The organism is Jejuia sp. G7-7 (genome assembly GCF_055808955.1).
Genome location: NZ_JBVVSZ010000002.1, coordinates 1726678 through 1746221, shown reverse-complemented (window position 1 = coordinate 1746221; position 19544 = coordinate 1726678). Strand labels below are relative to the sequence as shown.

The 19544-nt window shown below is 31.2% G+C and carries 21 protein-coding genes and 1 pseudogene; 12 read left to right on the top strand and 10 right to left on the bottom strand.

Translation table 11 applies throughout. The annotated features are described in order from the left end of the window. Position 1 precedes the first annotated feature (1 nt). Positions 2 to 679: a TapB family protein gene (locus tag AC0L5U_RS18280; protein WP_473417871.1), complete on the top strand. Its 678-nt coding sequence runs from the start codon at positions 2 to 4 to the stop codon at positions 677 to 679. A gap of 109 nt (positions 680 to 788) precedes the next feature. Beyond that, positions 789 to 1844, top strand: a complete 1056-nt coding sequence (locus AC0L5U_RS18275) for a nucleoid-associated protein (protein ID WP_473417870.1) — start codon at positions 789 to 791, stop codon at positions 1842 to 1844. Between the two features lie 53 nt (positions 1845 to 1897). Here the strand turns inward: AC0L5U_RS18275 and AC0L5U_RS18270 are convergent, their stop codons facing one another. After that, complete coding sequence (locus tag AC0L5U_RS18270) at positions 1898 to 3127, bottom strand: T9SS type A sorting domain-containing protein (protein WP_473417869.1); 1230 nt, start codon at positions 3125 to 3127, stop codon at positions 1898 to 1900. Positions 3128 to 3333: 206 nt separating this feature from the next. Here AC0L5U_RS18270 and AC0L5U_RS18265 point away from each other — a divergent pair, with 206 nt between their 5' ends. Together AC0L5U_RS18265 and ppk2 are read left to right on the top strand one after the other, a co-directional pair. Next, positions 3334 to 4107, top strand: a complete 774-nt coding sequence (locus AC0L5U_RS18265) for a DUF1961 family protein (RefSeq protein WP_473417868.1) — start codon at positions 3334 to 3336, stop codon at positions 4105 to 4107. Between the two features lie 54 nt (positions 4108 to 4161). After that, a complete protein-coding gene (gene ppk2 / locus AC0L5U_RS18260) occupies positions 4162 to 4941 on the top strand; it encodes a polyphosphate kinase 2 (RefSeq protein ID WP_473417867.1) in 780 nt (259 codons plus the stop codon). 17 nt (positions 4942 to 4958) lie between these two features. Here the strand turns inward: ppk2 and AC0L5U_RS18255 are convergent, their stop codons facing one another. Genes AC0L5U_RS18255 through AC0L5U_RS18240 form a run of 4 tightly spaced genes read right to left on the bottom strand, consistent with a single transcriptional unit; the run spans position 4959 to position 6856 of the window. Next, positions 4959 to 5465, bottom strand: a complete 507-nt coding sequence (locus AC0L5U_RS18255; RefSeq protein WP_473417865.1) for a hypothetical protein — start codon at positions 5463 to 5465, stop codon at positions 4959 to 4961. A 2-nt stretch (positions 5466 to 5467) separates the two neighbouring features. After that, positions 5468 to 6175, bottom strand: coding sequence for a lipoyl(octanoyl) transferase LipB (gene lipB, locus AC0L5U_RS18250; RefSeq protein WP_473417863.1), 708 nt, complete (start codon positions 6173 to 6175; stop codon positions 5468 to 5470). Positions 6176 to 6211: 36 nt separating this feature from the next. Beyond that, positions 6212 to 6637 carry a hypothetical protein gene (locus tag AC0L5U_RS18245; RefSeq protein ID WP_473417862.1) on the bottom strand — a complete coding sequence of 142 codons (426 nt, stop codon included), beginning with the start codon at positions 6635 to 6637 and terminating at the stop codon, positions 6212 to 6214. A 60-nt stretch (positions 6638 to 6697) separates the two neighbouring features. After that, positions 6698 to 6856, bottom strand: a complete 159-nt coding sequence (locus AC0L5U_RS18240; RefSeq protein WP_019388284.1) for a YqaE/Pmp3 family membrane protein — start codon at positions 6854 to 6856, stop codon at positions 6698 to 6700. Positions 6857 to 6981: 125 nt separating this feature from the next. Here AC0L5U_RS18240 and AC0L5U_RS18235 point away from each other — a divergent pair, with 125 nt between their 5' ends. From AC0L5U_RS18235 to lysS, 5 genes and pseudogenes are all read left to right on the top strand, one after another. Beyond that, positions 6982 to 7857: a helix-turn-helix transcriptional regulator gene (locus AC0L5U_RS18235; RefSeq protein WP_473417861.1), complete on the top strand. Its 876-nt coding sequence runs from the start codon at positions 6982 to 6984 to the stop codon at positions 7855 to 7857. Then, on the top strand, positions 7854 to 8027 hold the full coding sequence (locus tag AC0L5U_RS18230; protein ID WP_473417860.1) for a response regulator transcription factor: 174 nt from the start codon (positions 7854 to 7856) through the stop codon (positions 8025 to 8027). The genes AC0L5U_RS18235 and AC0L5U_RS18230 overlap by 4 nt, the downstream gene beginning before the upstream one ends. Positions 8028 to 8161: 134 nt before the next feature. Then, a complete protein-coding gene (locus tag AC0L5U_RS18225; protein WP_473418330.1) occupies positions 8162 to 8590 on the top strand; it encodes a DUF1573 domain-containing protein in 429 nt (142 codons plus the stop codon). Between the two features lie 6 nt (positions 8591 to 8596). Beyond that, complete coding sequence (locus AC0L5U_RS18220) at positions 8597 to 9475, top strand: tetratricopeptide repeat protein (RefSeq protein WP_473417859.1); 879 nt, start codon at positions 8597 to 8599, stop codon at positions 9473 to 9475. A gap of 93 nt (positions 9476 to 9568) precedes the next feature. After that, a pseudogene (gene lysS / locus AC0L5U_RS18215) lies at positions 9569 to 11258 on the top strand (lysine--tRNA ligase). Positions 11259 to 11489: 231 nt separating this feature from the next. Here the strand turns inward: lysS and AC0L5U_RS18210 are convergent. The 4 genes from AC0L5U_RS18210 to yiaA form a co-directional block, all read right to left on the bottom strand. Beyond that, positions 11490 to 12314: an alpha/beta hydrolase gene (locus AC0L5U_RS18210; protein WP_473417858.1), complete on the bottom strand. Its 825-nt coding sequence runs from the start codon at positions 12312 to 12314 to the stop codon at positions 11490 to 11492. Continuing rightward, a complete protein-coding gene (locus AC0L5U_RS18205; RefSeq protein WP_473417857.1) occupies positions 12274 to 12981 on the bottom strand; it encodes an alpha/beta hydrolase in 708 nt (235 codons plus the stop codon). Before AC0L5U_RS18205 ends, AC0L5U_RS18210 begins: the two co-directional genes overlap by 41 nt. 208 nt (positions 12982 to 13189) lie before the next feature. Next, positions 13190 to 13867: a lysostaphin resistance A-like protein gene (locus AC0L5U_RS18200; RefSeq protein WP_473417856.1), complete on the bottom strand. Its 678-nt coding sequence runs from the start codon at positions 13865 to 13867 to the stop codon at positions 13190 to 13192. Between the two features lie 382 nt (positions 13868 to 14249). After that, a complete protein-coding gene (gene yiaA, locus AC0L5U_RS18195) occupies positions 14250 to 14732 on the bottom strand; it encodes an inner membrane protein YiaA (RefSeq protein ID WP_473417855.1) in 483 nt (160 codons plus the stop codon). Between the two features lie 150 nt (positions 14733 to 14882). Between yiaA and AC0L5U_RS18190 the strand changes: the two genes are divergently transcribed. From AC0L5U_RS18190 to AC0L5U_RS18180, 3 genes are all read left to right on the top strand, one after another. Further along, a complete protein-coding gene (locus AC0L5U_RS18190) occupies positions 14883 to 16382 on the top strand; it encodes a hypothetical protein (RefSeq protein WP_473417854.1) in 1500 nt (499 codons plus the stop codon). Positions 16383 to 16424: 42 nt separating this feature from the next. Continuing rightward, positions 16425 to 17624 carry a hypothetical protein gene (locus tag AC0L5U_RS18185; protein ID WP_473417853.1) on the top strand — a complete coding sequence of 400 codons (1200 nt, stop codon included), beginning with the start codon at positions 16425 to 16427 and terminating at the stop codon, positions 17622 to 17624. Between the two features lie 98 nt (positions 17625 to 17722). Then, positions 17723 to 18169, top strand: a complete 447-nt coding sequence (locus AC0L5U_RS18180; RefSeq protein WP_473417852.1) for a hypothetical protein — start codon at positions 17723 to 17725, stop codon at positions 18167 to 18169. 83 nt (positions 18170 to 18252) lie between these two features. Here AC0L5U_RS18180 and hemL read toward each other — a convergent pair whose 3' ends face one another. Next, positions 18253 to 19539 (bottom strand): glutamate-1-semialdehyde 2,1-aminomutase, encoded by a 1287-nt coding sequence (gene hemL / locus AC0L5U_RS18175; protein WP_473417851.1) that lies wholly within the window; start codon positions 19537 to 19539, stop codon positions 18253 to 18255. Positions 19540 to 19544: the final 5 nt, after the last annotated feature.

The following is a 19544-nucleotide window of genomic DNA, read 5'->3' as shown; positions in this document are numbered from 1 at the left end:
TATGAAAACGAAATTATTAATTTTAATTTGTGCTTTTTTGGTAAGCATTTCAGGTGTTAGTCAAAATGCCTGTAGTGTTTATTATCCTTTTAAAGAGGGTACTAAATTTGAAATGACCAACTATAATAAAAAAGGCAAAAAAGAAGGCTCAGTTAAATATCATGTTTCTGAAATTGATGGTAATACCGCTACAATCGAAACAACAGTATTTGATGACAAAGGGAAAGAAATCACAACTATGTCTTACCAAATAGAATGTGTTGGCAATAGCATATCTATCGATTTTAAATCAATGATAAATGCAGACATGCTAAAGCAATATAAAGATCTAGATATGGATGTTTCAGGTACAAACATAGAGTTACCAAACGATTTAGACATAGGCAAAAAATTAAAAGACGCAAATCTAGTTATAGCCTTAGATATGGGTGGAATGAAAATGAACATGACAATAGATATGGTAAACAGAAGTGTAGATGCTAAAGAATCTGTAACCACACCAGCAGGAACATATAATTGTTTTGCTTTAAGCTATGATTCACAAATGAAAATGGGTATAAAAACTTCATTTACAATTAAAGAATGGATTGCAGAAGGTGTTGGCGTTGTAAAAACAGAAACATATAATAAAAAAGGAAAACTAATGGGATACTCACAGCTTACAAGCTTTAGTAAATAATTTTAACCACCAAAATTCAAGTCCTCGAATCTAGGGCGTCAAAGTTTATACTTTGGCGTCCTTTTTTTACATCAAATTTTAATAGTATTGTAGTCTTAATAACAAACACATGATTTCAAGAAAAAACGCCTCAATTTCAAAATTCATCATACATAAAGTTGGTAATAAATTTAACGACACAAAAAATGCTTTTTCTGAAAAGTTAGTAGACTTTGATGAAGCTAGTTACGATTTAATGTTGCCATTTTTATTAAGACCTTTTGGAAGCTTAGTTCGGAGTCATCGTTTTAATCATCATGCCAATGTTGCCCTTAATGAAATTAATAGTTATGCTGCACAATTATTCAATGAAGATAGTGACGCGTCTTTCATTGAGGTTTCAAAACATATCGTTATGCACTTATATGAGCAATCAAGCTCAGCACAAATAAAAACAGGAGATGTTTTAATTGTACAATTTGAAGGTATTGAGTTTAGAGAGATTACAACAAATGCCATCGGTATCTTTAAAATAGAAAGTAAAGTCAACTTTTTTCAAACATATTTAGAAAACAATAGTTATGATGTTTTGGTTCAAAAAGGCATTAACTCCAAAAAAGTGGATAAAGGCTGTTTAATTTTAAATCAAAGTGATGTAGAGGGCAACATTATTTTTACAGTAGATAATAATAGCTATGATGCACAATATTGGATCAATCATTTTCTAAATATTAAATATGCTGATGATGCTAACAACCATACGCAACAATATATTGAATTATGTAAAGACTTTTCAACCGAAATTTTGAAAACCAGTTACGGAGCACAAGAACAAAATATATTTTTAGCAAAAACAATTGACTTCTTTAAAGAAAATGAAATTGTAAACGTTGAGCGATTTAAAGATGAATTATTTGAAGAAGACAAACACAAAAGAGAATTCGACAATTATAAAAAGGAATTTGAAGGCGAACAAAGTTTGGTGATTAGAAATCAGTTTGATTTAGCAGAAGCTGTAGTAAACAAAGAAAAACGAAAGATTAAAACCGATATTAAACTGGACACCAATATTCAAATTAAATTGGATATTGATGCACCAGATGCTTCTTCTGAGTATTTAGAACGCGGTTATGATGACGAAAAGAAAATGCATTATTACAAGGTGTTTTTTAATGCTGAAGACTAAAAAAGGTAAGCTTTTGAGACTTAGCTTTTTATGACCAAAAAATACTATACTTTTTAGTCTTTTAAAATTTTCTTGTAAGCCCAACCTTCATTATGGTTCTCTACTTTTAAAATATAAAGCCCAGATGCTAAATTTTCTGTAGAAATTAAATGTCTCAGGCTGTTTATATTTACTTCTGTTAAAATTTTCGTGCCATCAATAGAGTACAATTCAACCTTGCTTAAAACTACTTCAGACTCTAGTTGAATTTTATCATTGAAAGGATTTGGGGAAATTTTTAAGTTTTTAGAAAACCATTCATCTATTGATGCAATAGCTTCTGGTTTATATACTCGAATCCAATCCACTCTCAATGTGTGATTATTTGTATTTGCTAATTCAGCATTAGTTGGTGTTAATGGTGGCGTCATATTAGATCTCCAATCTTGATCTTCTACTGTAAACAATATATCCATCGGCTTATTTAACCCAGTTCTTGTATCGTTATTTGAATCTCCTTGATTTACACTATTTGTATAATACACCGGATCTATCTGTTCCATCCCTTCTCTTTGTGTTACTAAAACACCATCAATGTAATAGTATAAATGCGTTGGATCTTTCCAATACACGCCATATCTGTGGTATTCGTCTTTCCAATTAATATTTCCAGCACCATCATTTCTAGTTATCCACGTTGGATGCGGAGAAGGATTACCGGTGTTATTTGCAAATTCACTTGGTTGCCAATCTTGAAAGGGGTCTCTAATAAACACATGGTGACTCATGTGCATTTTCTCGGCATACCATGTTTGATTTGTACCTTGACTTGCTGACCAATTAGCACCATACCCTTCCATAAAATCAATTTCTTGAGTATCATCTGGACTTAACATCCAACCTCCATTTGCCAGAACAGAGTTCATAATCTTTGCCCTAATCTCAACATAAACTGGATAAACAACCGTATTATTTGAGTGTACAGCTCCTGCATTAACTCTATTAGATAAATACCGAGAAGCAATCAATTTTAATTCACCTCCTTCAACCAAAGAGTGATTTCTAGCCCAAGTTGTTAACCCAGGACCTTGCCATGTGTTATGGTAGAAATCATCCCACTTATTAAAAAAAGTACTTCCTTTACTTGAAGCTGGAGCAGAATAATTGAAATCATCAGAAACATTTTCCTTTAATTCCCATTCATATCCTAATCCAGGATCAGCAGGAATAGCTATTCCAACCCAATCTTGTGAAAAACAAATAAAAATAGAACAACAACTTAATAGTGTAAATATTTTTTTCATAATTACTAAATTTTTTATTTCAAAAATAAATGTTTATTGTACTTTTTTATTGGAATAACTTCAATGTTGAGTTTTAAGTGAGTGGTTTTTGTTAAAGTTTCTCCTTTGAGAACAAATTGAAGTCTGCTTTTCAAGAAAAACTATTTTTAAATAAGAATTATTTCTAAGTTTATATTCATAATATCTAATTGTTAAAAATTAAATTCATGATAAAAACAATCCAAATTGTATTTGCAGTCTTCTTTTTACTCGAAAGCTACTCGCAAGAAAATCATGATTTTAAAAAACTAAACAATTCTAAAAAATGGCACTTAAAATTAAGTGATAGCTGTACAACAAACTGGGAGAATAATTGGTTTTTAGATGGAAAACTCGCAAAAATTGAAATGTCTAATAAAGGTATGATCTTTAGTGCTGGCCCTATTGAAAAAAATGACGCTAACCATGCTGTACTTTGGACAAAAAAACGTTTTAAAGGCGATATAAAAATAGAATACAATTATACAAGAACAGATTCTAAAACCTCTTGGGTAAACATTTTATACATTCAAGCTATGGGAGTAAAACCATACAAGCAAAATATTTTTAAATGGAGGAAAGAAAGAACGATTCCCTCTATGAAAACCTATTTTAATAATATGAAAACGCTACATATAAGTTATGCTGCATTTAACAAAGAGCATAATGAATACATAAGAGTGAGACAATACCCTAAACTAACTGGTAAAGATTTTAATACAACTACTGAAATAACTCCAGCAATTTTTGATTCGGGCTTATTTAATACAAATGAAATATATAGAATAACTGTAATAAAAACCAGAAGCAAACTATACTTTAAAGTAAAAGGAGAGAAAGTGACTAAAACTTTCTCTTGGAGTCTTTCGAATACCAAAGCTATTAAAAAAGGTAATGTCGGATTGCGGCATATGTACACTAGATCTGCTAGATATTCTAACTTTAAAATTTACACAAAGTAGCCAACTCTTTTTCTTTTTTCTTAAATTGAGTATCTATTTAAATCAGTCACAAATATGTCTAGTAACAATAATTTTAATTATGATGAAGAACTAGCAAAGCTTCATGTTGAATTAGTTCACCTCCAAGAATGGATTAAAAACCAAGGATTAAAAGTGGTCATTATTTTTGAAGGCAGGGACGCTTCTGGAAAAGGAGGCACCATAAAACGTTTTACAGAGCCTTTAAATCCTCGTGTTTGTAAAGTCGTTGCTTTAGGTGTGCCTACAGAAAAAGAAAAAACACAATGGTATTTTCAGCGCTATGTAGAGCATTTACCTTCTGCAGGACATATTGTACTTTTTGATAGAAGTTGGTATAATAGAGCTGGTGTAGAAAAAGTGATGGGCTTTTGTACAAATGAAGAACACAGAGAGTTTTTAAGATCTTGCCCAGAGTTTGAACGCATGTTGGTACGCTCAGGTATTATAGTTTTAAAATATTGGTTTTCGGTTAGTGATGAAGAACAAGAAAAACGTTTTAAAAATCGCATTAAAAACCCTTTGAAACGTTGGAAATTTAGCCCGATGGACCTAGAATCGCGCTCTAGATGGCTTGAATACTCTAAAGCTAAAGACAATATGTTTGCGCATACTGATACTAAGCAAGTTCCTTGGTATGTAGTAAATTCAGATAATAAAAAGAAAGCACGCTTAAATTGTATTAGTCATGTTTTAAGTAAAATTCCTTATGAAAAAATGAACATTATGCCTGTGAATCTTCCAGAACTTCCTGATTATGAAGGCTATGTTCGTCCACCAATGAATTACCAAACTTTTGTACCTGAGAAGTATTAAATATTTTTTTAAAATTATTATTCAAAATCATCTTCTTGACGCCCTATAATGTCATCAATTGAATCCACAAATTGTTGTTCTTCATAATTTTGAATGTACTTGTAAAGCTTACTTTCTTCTAGAGCTAAAAACACTCCCAGAAGCAATGTAAACAAACAGATTAAAGCAGGAATTGTAAGTGTTGAGTTCATTGGCTCATCAAAACTTCCATAAACTAAATACAAAGAATATAAGAGATACAATGAAAAACAAAAAAGTGATATTGAAAACAATATGTTTCCAATCCAAAACAAAGCTCCACTTAAAACCTCGAAGGTTGATGTTTTCTTGTAATACTTTAAAGTCTTAATATGATATATAATACTTAAACCTCCGGAAATTAGAACTAGATACAATAGAAGCATACTATATTCAAACTTTTGATTTTCAACAAAAACTAATACATAAAGCCCTGTACTTATTAGCCCTACTATAATGATACTACAAATTAAAAGTATTATTTTAAGACCAAATTTTATTTTCATATTTAACAATTGGAAATGAACTCCGCCTCAAATAGTTCAGAAAAATGCTTCAATAGTTTTTCTTTAACCTCAGCTTCATCTACTTTTTCTATCCCTAATTCAACATTTAAAGAAGTAACTGTTTTACCTCTAATGCCACAAGGAATAATATTATCAAAATAACCTAAATCTGTATTTACATTCAACGCAAAACCATGCATAGTTACCCATCTACTGGCACGAACTCCCATAGCACATATTTTTCTAGCAAATGGTGTACCTACATCTAGCCATACTCCAGTTTCCCCAGAACTTCTCTCTGCTTTTAAACCATACTCAGCAAGAGTAAGAATAATCATTTCTTCTAAAAAACGGAGATACTTATGTATATCTGTAAAAAAGTTATCTAAATCTAAAATGGGATAGCCTACAATTTGTCCAGGACCATGATAAGTAATATCCCCTCCTCTATTTATTTTATAAAATGTGGCTCCTTTCGCTTTAAGCTGTGTTTCATTTAATAATAGATTTGACAAATCACCGCTTTTACCTAATGTATAAACATGCGAATGCTCTACAAATAAAAAGTGATTTTTGGTTTCAAGTGAAACATTTGCTCTTCTATTCTTAATTTTTATATCAACAATAGCTTTAAACAATGATTCTTGGTAATCCCAAGTATCTTTGTAGTCTTTAAAACCTAAATCTTGTAGCTCTATATTTTTATTCATAAGTTGTATGATTACAACTGTAAATACAATTTAAGACTAGTTATCTGTATCTTGATAAAATACTTTACTCGAATAATTTACACCATCAAAACTCACCTCAAGGGACATCGTTTTTTCAAGCACATCAGAAAATCGATACCAAGATTCACTTACGGTTTGCCCTTGACCTGCAAAATTAGTTAACTTCATTATCCCATTTTCTTCATCTAACCAAACCCAATCAGCAGTTCCTTTGGCAGCCATCCCTAAAAGAACAATCCTTTGTTCATATTTTCCATCAGAATGAAAATATACATCTGCGGTAAAATCCCCTGAATCATACCACCACTTGCCAAATAAATCCGATGTTGATGGCGTTTCATTCTGTTCAGGTATTTCCCCTTCATAAGGTTCAATATTACAAGATGTAAAAAAACTAAATGATACTAAAAGAATTAAAAAAAGATGTTTTGAAAAATTCATGTAATTGGCTATAAATAAGTAAATTAAATATTACTAGATTAAAATCCAAGCAAAGATAGCTTAATTCTTAGGATTATTAAGTATTACCAAAGCTGCAATAACGCCCGGAACCCAGCCGCAAAGCCATAGTAGAAAAACGATAATTATAGAGCCACAACCTTTATCAATAACAGCAAGCGGCGGACAAATAATAGAAAGTAAAACTCTCCAAAAACTCATAATGTTGTATTTAATGTTTAATTTACTTGTTTGACGTTTCAATAACCTATTTGTTACACTTTAATAAACACAACTCAAATTTATTTTTAAAAGAAAATATAGTAGTTTAGTGCTGTGAGATATTTATGTTACATTTTTTTGTTATGTTCTTCGGAAATTATGCTGGTGCTCAACATAACTTTAATGGATTTATTGATAATGAACGTTGGCAAAGTGATGTTTATTTATCTGTAATTGATGATTACCGTACTTTGGAAAGCATTAATAATGAGCAAATTATCTCCAAAGTTTCAGCTAATACAGAAGGCTATTTTGAATTTACAGGTAATCAATTAGATTCTGAACAAAAAATATACAAACTTCATGTTGATAATTGTGATTCAAACACTCAAGAAAGTAATCACTTTGATGGTCATTGTCTCGATAGTAAAGACATAATATTTATAGCAAAAAACACCGATACTATTCGGTTTCCGCTTTCCTTTGATGCGCAAATGTTCTGTGACATTAATTCCACAAACCTAAAAACTGCTGCATTTATAAAAATAGATTCTTTAAAAGAAGATATGAAATTTGCCTACTCTGAGTATAGAAGTAAAGCAAACCGAGAATTGAACAATAAAAAGTGGTTTAAAAAGCTTCAGGATTTTGGAGAAAACTTAAACGAACCACTTGCCGAATTATATATATTTTCATTTTTATCAGAAAGAGGAAATCAGTTTCATGATTATTATCTCGAAGATTTAAAAAAGACTACTTATTATGACGATTTATTAGTACGATTACAAGCTAAATACCCTAACTCCTCATACACTAAACAATACGAATCTGAAATAGCTTCAGACAAATACATATCTACTCCAACTCCAGAGACCTCAAGTTTTAATTGGATCTATTTTCTAATTGGATTATTGACAATATCTATCTTAATAAATCTATGGTTTGTTTTAAATTCAAAAAGAAAAAAACAAAACAACAAGCTGAGGCAAAAGAACAATTGACCAAACAAGAGCAAAATGTGTTGGAACTAATTCTAAAGGAAAACACTAATAAAGAGATTGCTGAAGCGCTTTTTGTGAGTGTAAGTACTGTAAAAACGCATATAAACAACGTTTACAAAAAACTAGAAGTAAACTCTAGAGATGAATTAAAATCCCTCTTTAACAAATAGTTACAAAATTCAACCTAGGTACTAGTACCGATTTCAACCTATATATTTTCTTTTTTCTTAATGTTTAGTGATGTTTGTCGTCAATCATCAAATCAAAAAACGAACATTATGAATTATTTTAAAATTGCCAAAAAATCAATCAGGTTACATCAATCTATTTCAACCTTTATTCTATTAGTTATATTTTTACTTCAAGTCTTAGTTTTTCGCAAGATAAAGCAGAAGCTGCAAATCTTGGCGAATTCACTTTTGAAGAAGAACTCATTGACTATGGCGCTATCAATCAAAACACCAATGGCATTAGAACTTTTAAATTTAAAAACACAGGAAAAGCACCTATTATAATTTCTAAAGTAAAAACAACTTGCGGATGTACTGTTCCTAAGTATTCAAAAAAACCAATTCTTCCTGGGGCGTCTTCTTCTATTGATATTAAATATGCAACCAATAGAATTGGCGGATTTTCCAAATCAATTACTATCGTTTCTAACGCTACTGAACCTCAAAAGAAGCTTAAAATAAAAGGAAATGTTATTGCTAAAACTACCGTTGCATTAAAATAAAATCACATGAAAAAAATCCATATATGCATTCTTGCTCTTTTATTATCAAACACAATACAGGCACAGAACATTAACAAAGAAATTTTAGTAGATGGAGAAACTCCTTTTCTTCTTGGTAAAATAAATAAAACCGGTTTAACTTCTAAAAATTATAACTCGTGGTTTTCTAAAAACTATGAGGATTACAAGCTAGATGAAACAAATATCAAAGCCATAGGCTCTAAACTTAAAGATTATCAAATAAAACTCTTTTTAGGCACTTGGTGTGGCGATAGTAAAAATGAAGTACCAAAGTTTTACAAAATTTTAGAAGCTTGTAATTTTCCAGAGGACCAATTAACGGTTGTGGCCGTAAGCAGAAAAGCTAATATGTACAAACAAAGCCCAAATCACGAAGAAGCAGGTTTAAATATACACCGTGTACCAACTATTATTTTCTATAAAGATGGAAAAGAAGTAAATCGTATTGTAGAGCATCCTATAGTTTCTTTTGAAAAAGACATTTTGAATATTGTTTCTTCTAACACCTATAAATCAAACTATCAAATTGTACAAAAAGTGAATACAATTATAGAAAATAGTGGATTAAAAGGTCTTAAAAAAGCATCTAAAAACATCATCAAATCAAATCAAAATAAAGTAAAAAGCTTATTCGAACTCAACACTTATGCCCACATTCTATTTACCACTAAACGTAAAAAGGAAGCTCTTGAAGTTTTAAAACTCAACACGAAATTATTCCCAAAAGAATACAAAGCATTTCAAAGTTTGGGCACAAAATATTATGCCTTAGGTAATAAGAAAAAGGCTAAAAAACTCTACAAAAAAGCTTTAAAATTAAGTCCCGAAAACGAAAAACTTATAAAAGCACTTAATTCTATTTAAAACTGATGTTAAAAGTTGTTCGCTAATTCTTGTAAATAACGTAATTTTGCACCTGCCTACCGAAAAAAGGGAGGCCTCAAAATAGAAATTAGCATGCAGCTTTCAGAACAAGAACAAGTAAGACGCGAAAAACTCGCAAAATTAAGAGCCTTGGGCATTAACCCTTATCCAGCAGATTTATTTCCTGTAAAACAAACTTCAAAGGATATTAAAACTGCTTTTGAAGAGAAAAAAGGTGGTTATAGCTGGTAGATTAATGTCGCGCCGTATTCAAGGAAACGCTAGTTTTGCTGAACTTCAAGATAGTGAAGGCAGAGTGCAAGTCTATTTTAATAGAGACGAAATTTGTACTGGAGACGATAAAAGCAAATACAATGATGTTTATAAAAAATTGCTTGATATTGGCGATTTTGTTGGTATTGAAGGCGAATTATTTACAACCAAAGTGGGTGCTAAAACCGTTATGGTTAAAGATTTTACGTTGTTAAGTAAAGCTCTTAGACCATTACCGTTACCAAAAACGGATGCCGATGGCAATACTTATGATGAGTTTAACGACCCAGAATTACGTTACAGACAACGTTATGCAGATTTAGTTGTAAATCCACATGTTAAAGAAGTCTTTGTTAAGCGTACTAAGTTATTCAATGCTATGCGTACATTTTTTAACGACGCTGGTTATTTTGAAGTAGAAACTCCTGTGTTGCAACCTATTGCTGGGGGTGCTGCGGCGCGTCCGTTTATTACACATCACAACGCTTTGGATATGCCGTTATACATGCGAATTGCCAATGAATTGTATTTAAAGCGCTTAATTGTTGGTGGTTTTGATGGTGTTTATGAGTTTTCCAAAAACTTTAGAAACGAAGGCATGGACAGAACCCATAATCCTGAGTTTACAGCTATGGAAATTTATGTAGCTTATAAAGATTACAACTGGATGATGGATTTCTGCGAGCAGCTGTTAGAACATTGTGCTATGGTAGTTAATGGGTCAACTCAAGCGACTTTTGGAGAGCATAACATAGATTTTAAAGCACCATATGCCAGAGTGACCATGGCAGATTCTATAAAGCATTTTACAGGTTTTGATATTACTGATAAATCTGAAGACGAAATTAGACAAGCTGCTAAAGATTTAGGCATCGAAGTTGATGCCACCATGGGTAAAGGAAAATTAATTGATGAGATTTTTGGCGAAAAATGTGAGGGTAATTACATCCAACCTACATTTATTACGGATTACCCAAAAGAGATGAGTCCGTTGTGTAAAGAGCATCGTGAAAACCCTGAATTAACAGAGCGTTTTGAGTTAATGGTATGTGGAAAAGAAATCGCAAATGCTTATAGTGAATTGAATGATCCGATTGATCAACGCGAACGTTTTGAGCATCAATTAGAATTGGCAAAAAAAGGAGATGACGAAGCTACTGCAACCATAGATTACGATTTTTTACGTGCTTTAGAATACGGAATGCCTCCAACTTCAGGTATGGGTATTGGAATGGATAGATTAATTATGTTTTTAACTAACAATCAATCCATTCAAGAAGTATTGTTCTTCCCGCAAATGAAACCCGAGAAAAAACCTTTGGCCATTAGTGATGATGCCAAAGCCATTTTGGAAATTCTAAACAAGTCCGAAAAACTGGAATTGGTAGATTTAAAATCACAATCCGGCCTGTCCAACAAAAAATGGGATAAATCCATTAAAGAGTTGACTAAGAATAGCTTGGCGAAGGTTGAAAAAACTGATGAGGGCTTGTTTGTTAAAATTGCTTAATAAAAAAGACACTATACATAAAAAGAAAAGCCAGTAATCTGTTGATTACTGGCTTTTTGCTTTAACTAAACTAACCAAACTAAACTAGAATTTAAATGTACATGACTTTTAAATTCTATACAAATAGACGACAAAACCTTCAATTACTTACACACATTTAGAAATGTTTAACAAGGGAAACTATTTTTTTATAATTTCTTTAAGAGATTAAGTCTGAGGTTGTTAATTTTTTTAAGAAAAAAGTGTTTCAAGCTGCTTATGATAAGCTTCATAATTAATTAAATCATTATGAGTTCCATCTTCAATAGTTATGAATTTCGTATTTGGTTTAGGAGCTATATCATATAATTTTTCAGCTGAATTGTAAGGCACAACATTATCATTGGTGCCGTGAAATATAGTTATTGGGAAATCTACTGTTTCAATAAACTGATAAGTAGGAAACTTATATTTTAATAACTGTTCTACAGGTAATATCGGAAATCTAGATTTACCAACATCTGCAATACTATAATATGGTGTTTCCAAAATCAATTGCTTAGACTCGTTTTTAGAAGCTATGTAAGCTGCAATACCTGTACCTAATGAACGCCCATATACTGTAATTTCATTTTCATTATAATCTTTTTTCAAATGGTCATAAAATAACTGTGCATCACTATAAAATGCTGCTTCACTTAATTTTCCTGTACTTTTTCCATAACTACGGTAGTCCATAATTAAAACATCATATTGCTTTTCAACAAAAAACTCTGCAATGGTTCCCCACCGTGATAAATCGCCTGCATTTCCATGAAAATATAAGATGACGCCTTTGGGTTTTTCAATTTTAAAATGAATGGCATTGAGTTGGGCACCATCATCTGTTTCAATATTTAACTCTTCAAAATTGTGATTGAATTGAAACTCATAATCTTGCTCTAAAACCGTTGGAAAGAACAATAGTTTTTCTTGCATAAAATATAATGCAGCTGTAATCATAACATAAAGACTTATTAAAACGAGAGCTAACTTTTTAAGCTTTCGTTTTATCGGGTTTTGAACTGTGTTTAACATTGATACTTGTGGTTGACAAATCGATATTTTGAGGCTTGCTTGTTAATATATCATGAATCATTTTATGATAGGATTCAAAGGTGTTTAAGTTTTTATGTCCACCACCAATAACAGTATGTAATTTGGTTAGTTTTGAATTTACTTTTGATAGTTTCACACTTGTTTTATAAGGAATCAACTTATCATTTGTGCCATGAATAATATGAATTGGGCATTGTACATATTTTAACCATTTGTAAGTTGGTAAAGGGTATTTTATCAAAATAGACAATGGCATAAAAGGTGCGTAACGCTTTGTAACTTTTGTTAAACTATAATACGGCGCATCCAATATCAATAGTTTTGGTTGATTCATGGAAGCTAGTTTTGATGCAAACCCAGAACCTAAAGAGCGCCCATAAAGTATAATTCTATCCTCGGTAGTGTGTTCCTTAATTTTATTATATACTTGTTGTAAATCACGCTTAATGGCTTTTTGCGAACGTTTGCCTGTACTTTTTCCAAAACCACGATAATCTACCATTAATACATTGTAATTATGCCTTGTAAAATCTACTGCAAATTTTCCCCAGCCTTTGATACTTTTAGAATTTCCTTTGAGGTACAACACAATACCTTTTGAAGGCCCCTTTAGGTTTAAAAAGCAAGCCGTTGATAACTGCGCCATCTCTGGTTTCTAAATTATGCTCTTCAATGTCTTGATTTTCATAATAAAACTCAAAATCTTTATGTAGCTTCTCTGGCTTAAACAGCATATAATCTTGTAAATAATACAAGGCTATACTAATTGCTATATAAACAATGAGTACAATTATTACAATGTATAACCAATAGGGCATCTAAAAGAGTTTGATTACTAAAATACGGAAATTAGTTTAGCTTATGTATTTCATAAATATATCTCGAAAAGGATCTTGATTTAAAACCGTATAATAAAACAAAGCTCCTAACCAGCCATGAAACAATCCCATGATGTAAATATTTTTCACTTTTAAATACACATATCCATAGAATAATGCCAATATAAATGTTCCAATCATTAACCAAATTGATGGAAAATGAACTACAGAAAACAAAACAGCAGTTATAAAAACGATAAACCACTTATTCAATTTAAAGTGATTTAAGTTTCCTGCAATAAGTCCGATAGTTAAAAATTGCTGAATACTTCCCCAAATAGGATAAGTTATCAAAATCGGTAAAATATGCCAAGTTAAATTCAAAGTGCCTTGATAATACCCAATGATAAAAAAAGACACAATTGCTACCAATCCAAAAGGCAACATCAATTTTACAGCTTTTTGAAAGTTATCTGTTCTAAAACCCCAATATTTTAAAACACCCTTTTCTTTTGAGTAACGATAGTACACATAGAAGCTCCAAGATAGTATAGCAAATACAACAAAAGGTAACCTCCAGTTTAGAAAATCCATAAATATAAATTTTCCTAATGCAGTTAAAATTACTGCAACTATTTCTAATATTCGCCTTCGTTCAGAAATTAAAGTATTTTTAGAAAACACTATTAAATGTTTGGTGAGCATTTGTTTCATCTAAATTCAATTTTTATAGGGATAATACGATAGGCATATTACCACAAGTATCAATAACATGATATAGAAAACTATACGCTTTACAAGTTCTTTCTTAGTTTTAAGGCTTAAGTACCAGTAAGTTGCTCCAAATATTAATCCAAGAGCAATTTGTATTGGTACAGAGATTAAAAAATCATTGATCCACCTCCTTCGATTGAGACAAAAAAAGTCATTATTATAGTTAACCAACCACTAAGTATTAAAATTAAAGGTCTAAAATATTGTTTCATAGCAAAGCATATTTAAAACCTCGCAACCATCATAGTTACGAGGTTTTGGGTTACTAACCAACCATCAAAACAACCCTTTAATTTTTTGTTTTGATTTAAATTTATTCAGGTTATTTATCGTCCTCTTCATTTCTATCAATGTATTGTACATCTCTAGTGTTTTTCTGCACCGCAATAGCAGCAAAAAGACTCAACAGAAAAGACATACCATAAAATCCCTTTTCACTTAATAGCAAATCTGCATTCCAAAGTCCAATAACCAAGAGCACAATAGATGTAAGTGTTGTAAACCAACTGATACTATAATAAATATCGGTTACAGGAATATCTTCCATTTTATCTCTTACAGCTTTTTGAACCGAAATAACCGAGAATAATCCAAATAATAATATTGTAAAATAATAGCCTTTTTCATTTAGCATCATATCAGCATTCCATAATCCTATACAGTAAGATGTCATTCCAATTAAAAGCGCAGACCAAGATGCTCCTATAAAAGCTGCTGTTGGTTTTTGATCATAAACTTTGACTTCCTTTTTCTTTTTGGTTTCTTTTAGGTTATCATCTACTGAAACTGTTGTTTGATAATTCATAATTTTTGTTTTAATGATTATGAGGCAAATTTGCATAACTTTGGTGTGCTGCAAAACACAGTTTTTTATTAAAACTGACGATATATTTTGTTATTTTTATCGTTATATCATTATATTTACTTTACTATAGATTATTTTTATGACGATTAAATGAATGATTTAAACAATATAGTTTCTACATTTTCAAAAGAAGAACAACAACGTTTTATTACTTATTTAGAGAAAAAGAATAAACGAACTGATACTAAAAACATACAATTATTCAAACTTTTAAGTCATGACGATTTAAACTCAGAAGACATTTGTTTGAAACTTTACGGCAATTCTAAAAAAGGCGCATATCACGCCCTACGGAAACGATTATTTCAATCTATTATTAGTTTTTCTGCAAATTCAAGTTTGGAAGATGAAAATTCCATTCACATGGAAATCATAAAATATATTCTAGCCTCTCGGAATTATTTACAACAGAAACACTACAAAACCGCATATAAAATTTTAAACAAAGCAGAAAGCATTGCTCTTGAGCATCATCTATTTCCACTTTTAAATGAAATTTATCACACTCAAATTCAATTTGCGCATGCATTTCCTTCTATTGATATAGATGTGCTAATTTCAAAATTCAATTCAAATAAAGAAAAACATCAATTAGAAGATCAATTAAACATTGTTTACTCCAAAATTAAATACAGATTAGCTCATAATGATACTTCAGATTTTCAAACAATTTTAAAAAACACGCTTCAAGAATTCAATATTAATAGTATTGATAAATTGTCATTTAAATCCTTATATCAATTGATAAGCATTGCTAGTGTTTCTGCTTTCGCCACCAATGATTATCTTAAAATCGAGTCGTTTTTAATCAATTCGTATAAATCTATAGCATCATACAAAGACAGAGAAAAACAACCTTTTTATCATATTCAGATTTTATATTTAATAGCTAATACACTATTTAGAAATAAAAAATTCGAAGCATCAGAAATGTATTTAGAATTAATGTGTGAGTATATGGTAAATCATAAAACCAAATATTACAACACCTTCAAACTAAAATATAATATGTTGCTGGCTTTAAATTGGAATTACTCAAATAAACAAGAGCAAGCCATCGCATTACTAAAACCATTTTTAAATATTAAACATACCGACGTTGAATCTATTTTAGATATTCATTTAAGTTTAATCATGTTTTATTTTCAAAATGAAGATTTTAAAAATGCGCAGCAAATACTTTCAAAGTTTTATCATAGTGACAATTGGTACACCGAAAAAACAAACAAAGAATGGGTTATAAAAAAGAACCTTATTGAAATTCTATTACATATAGAGTTAGGAAATGTGAACTTGGTAGAATCTAAACTTTTAAGTTTTAAAAGACAGTATTATGAGTATCTAAAATCTATTGGCCAACAACGGGTTATGACCTACCTAGAACTCGTAACAATGTATTACAAAAATCCTGAAAACATAACTTCAAATAAATTCAAAAACTTAGTTGAAAACTCTTTTGACTGGATTGAACCGCAACAAGAAGATATTTTTGTAATGAGTTTTTATGCTTGGTTAAAAAGTAAAATGGATAAAGAATCTATTTATAATACTACTATGGAACTTGTAAAACGTGCACAACTTGAAAATTAAAAATAGTATATATTTGCCACATGCCTAAAAACGCCCTATTTTTTGCTATCCCTTTGCTTTCTTACTTTTTGTAATGCACAAGAAAAAGACAGTATTGTATTTAAAAACGGAATTGATAGACCTAGCATTCTGGCAACACACCACTTTGGTATTTTTAGTGCTAGAATTAATCAGAATTTTAAAATAACACCTCCGAAAACCAAAACATTTTCTTTTAATTACACGAGCGGCAATAATTTCCATCCATTTGTTGAAGCTTATTTCCCCAAAGACCCCTCTGTTAGGGAAGAGCTAAGTAAAGTCATTTGGTACGCTAGAAATTACACTTTTATTAACCAAGAAACTACACCTGCCGATTATATGAATATTGTGATTGATGCAGTTATTAAAGAGTTTCGTTTTAATTACAACATACCTATCTCAAAAGAGCATGAATTAGGTTTTACATTACGCTCCTATCTTATTACTAAAGGAAAGCACCCTTTTTCCTTTTTCACAAGTGATGAAAGCATTGAATGGTTTCACAGTAATATTGCTGGAGGCGAAGACCCCTATGGCAGACGCTATTACGGACTTAATCAAGTAAACTTTAGATATAATGATAGAAACGGGAGAACTCTGGAATTGAATCAAAATGACTTTTTTATTGGTGGTTTTGAGTTCAATCACTTTTATTATCCTTCGTTTTTAAGAAATGAAGACCGACGTATTTATGCAAACTTTGGAAGTCATCTAGGAATCAATACGTCAAAATTCAACAAGTCACTAGATTACGGCGTCTCACTTAATGCTGTAAAACGCATCATCCTTAAAAATAAAAACGAATTCAATTTTGGACTAGGCACAAGCGTACTTCACAAGAATTTTATCGCTTCTAAAAATAATATTGATTTAGGTACTAATGAATATTTAGGAACTTTTGAAGTCGCATTAGAATTTACAAAATACACTCAAAAAGGTAATTACCATGCATTTGGCATTAACTATCATTCACAAACACGTTATAACAAAAAAGCAGAAGCAGACTACTTTAAACTTTTAGGTAAATGGCAAGAAATAAATGGTGGTTGGCAAAATGGTGTCGCTACTTTATCTGCCACATTAACCGATTGGAACTTTATTTACACCTACGGTAGACGCAACTACAAAATTTCTCTGTTTTTCAAAGAAGATTTTACTGTTAACAATGCCCCCGATTTCCAAACAGGAATAAATTTTGAAATTCCCGTTTTCAAGAAATAAACGCTCCTCTACTTGTTAACTTTCCGTTAAAAATAATTGCATTTTTAAACCTTTCTTTTTTTACTAGTCCAAGCATTAACAACTTAAAATTTTATACCATGAAGAAACTGTTTATAATTACAATGGCAATTTTTGCAATGCAAATTACATCTGCTCAAGCCAATAAAAGAGGTTCAAAAGCTATGAATTTAGCTCCTGAAGAAATGGCAACCTTACAGACTAAAAAAATGACTTTGTTTTTAGACTTAAACAAATCGCAACAAGATGATATATATGCAATTAGTTTAGAAAATGCTAAAATGAGAAAAACGAGGATGACAGAAAGAAAAGCTAAAAAAGAAAGTGGAGAAGCCACAAAACCTACAAAAGAACAACGCTTTGAAATGGTAAATAAAATGCTAGATCACAAAATTGCTATGAAAGCAAAGATGAAAAAAATATTAAATGATGAGCAATATGCCAAATGGGAAAAAGCTCAAGCCAAAAGACATGCTAAAATGAAAGGTAAAGCCAAGAAAAAGTATGCTGGCAGAAAGAATAAATAAATTGAGTTTTATTTAGTTTAGTGATTTTTATTTAGTTAAAGTGAAAACATCTCCAAAATTGGAGATGTTTTTTGTTGAACTTATTATCTTGATTTTGCAAACCTATGTACTGCATTAATAGTAAAATCTAAATCCTCATAGGTTAAAGCATCTGTGATAAACCATGTTTCAAAAGCACTTGGTGCAATGTAAACACCATTGTTTAGCATACTATGAAAAAATGCTTTAAACGTATCGTTATTGCCTTTTGCTGCGGTTTCAAAATCTACAACATCTCCATCATCAAAATGTACAGATATCATTGAGCCAACTCGATTTATGGTGTGAGTCACATCATTTTCAACCAAAACTTTTGAAATTCCTTTGTGTAAATATTCTGTTTTTTCAGCTAAACGTTTAAACACATCAGCATCATTATTTAACTCAGTTAACATTGCTAAACCAGCTGCCATTGCTAACGGGTTTCCACTTAAAGTACCTGCTTGGTATACTGGTCCTAATGGCGCTAAATGGTTCATGATTTCATTTCTTGCTGCAAAAGCACCAACTGGTAATCCGCCACCAATAACTTTTCCAAAGCACACAATATCAGCATTAACACCATACAATTCTTGCGCACCGCCTTTTGCAAGTCTAAAACCAGTCATTACCTCATCAAAAACAAGCAATATGTTATTGGCATCACACAAAACCCTTAAGTTTTCTAAAAAACCTTCTTTTGGAGGAATACACCCCATATTACCTGCAACTGGCTCTATGATAACACATGCTATTTCATTTTTATTTGCCTCAATAAGTGTTTTTACATTTTCAATATCATTGTAGTTTGCTAGCAAAGTATCCTTAGCAGTTCCTTTTGTGACACCAGGACTATTAGGTGTTCCAAACGTACTAGCACCACTTCCCGCTTGAATTAAAAAAGAATCCGAGTGTCCGTGATAACACCCGGCAAACTTTACGATTTTATCTCTCCCTGTAAAACCACGTGCTAAACGTACCGCACTCATACATGCTTCAGTACCGGAATTTACAAAACGAATTTTATCTATATTTGGCACCATTGAAACAGCTAATTCGGCAATTTGAGTTTCAATTTCTGTTGGCATTCCAAAAGATGTGCCTTTTTTAGCTTTTTCGATAACAGCTTTTACAACCGGCTCATGAGCATGCCCTAAAATCATTGGCCCCCAAGAGTTAATGTAATCTATCAAGCGGTTTCCATCTTCATCATACAAATAGGCGCCTTTGGCTTCTTTTACAAAAATCGGGGTCCCTCCTACACCTTTAAACGCTCTTACTGGCGAATTTACGCCTCCCGGAATTACTTTTTCAGCATCTGCAAATAATGCACTACTTCGTTTATAAATCATTGTGA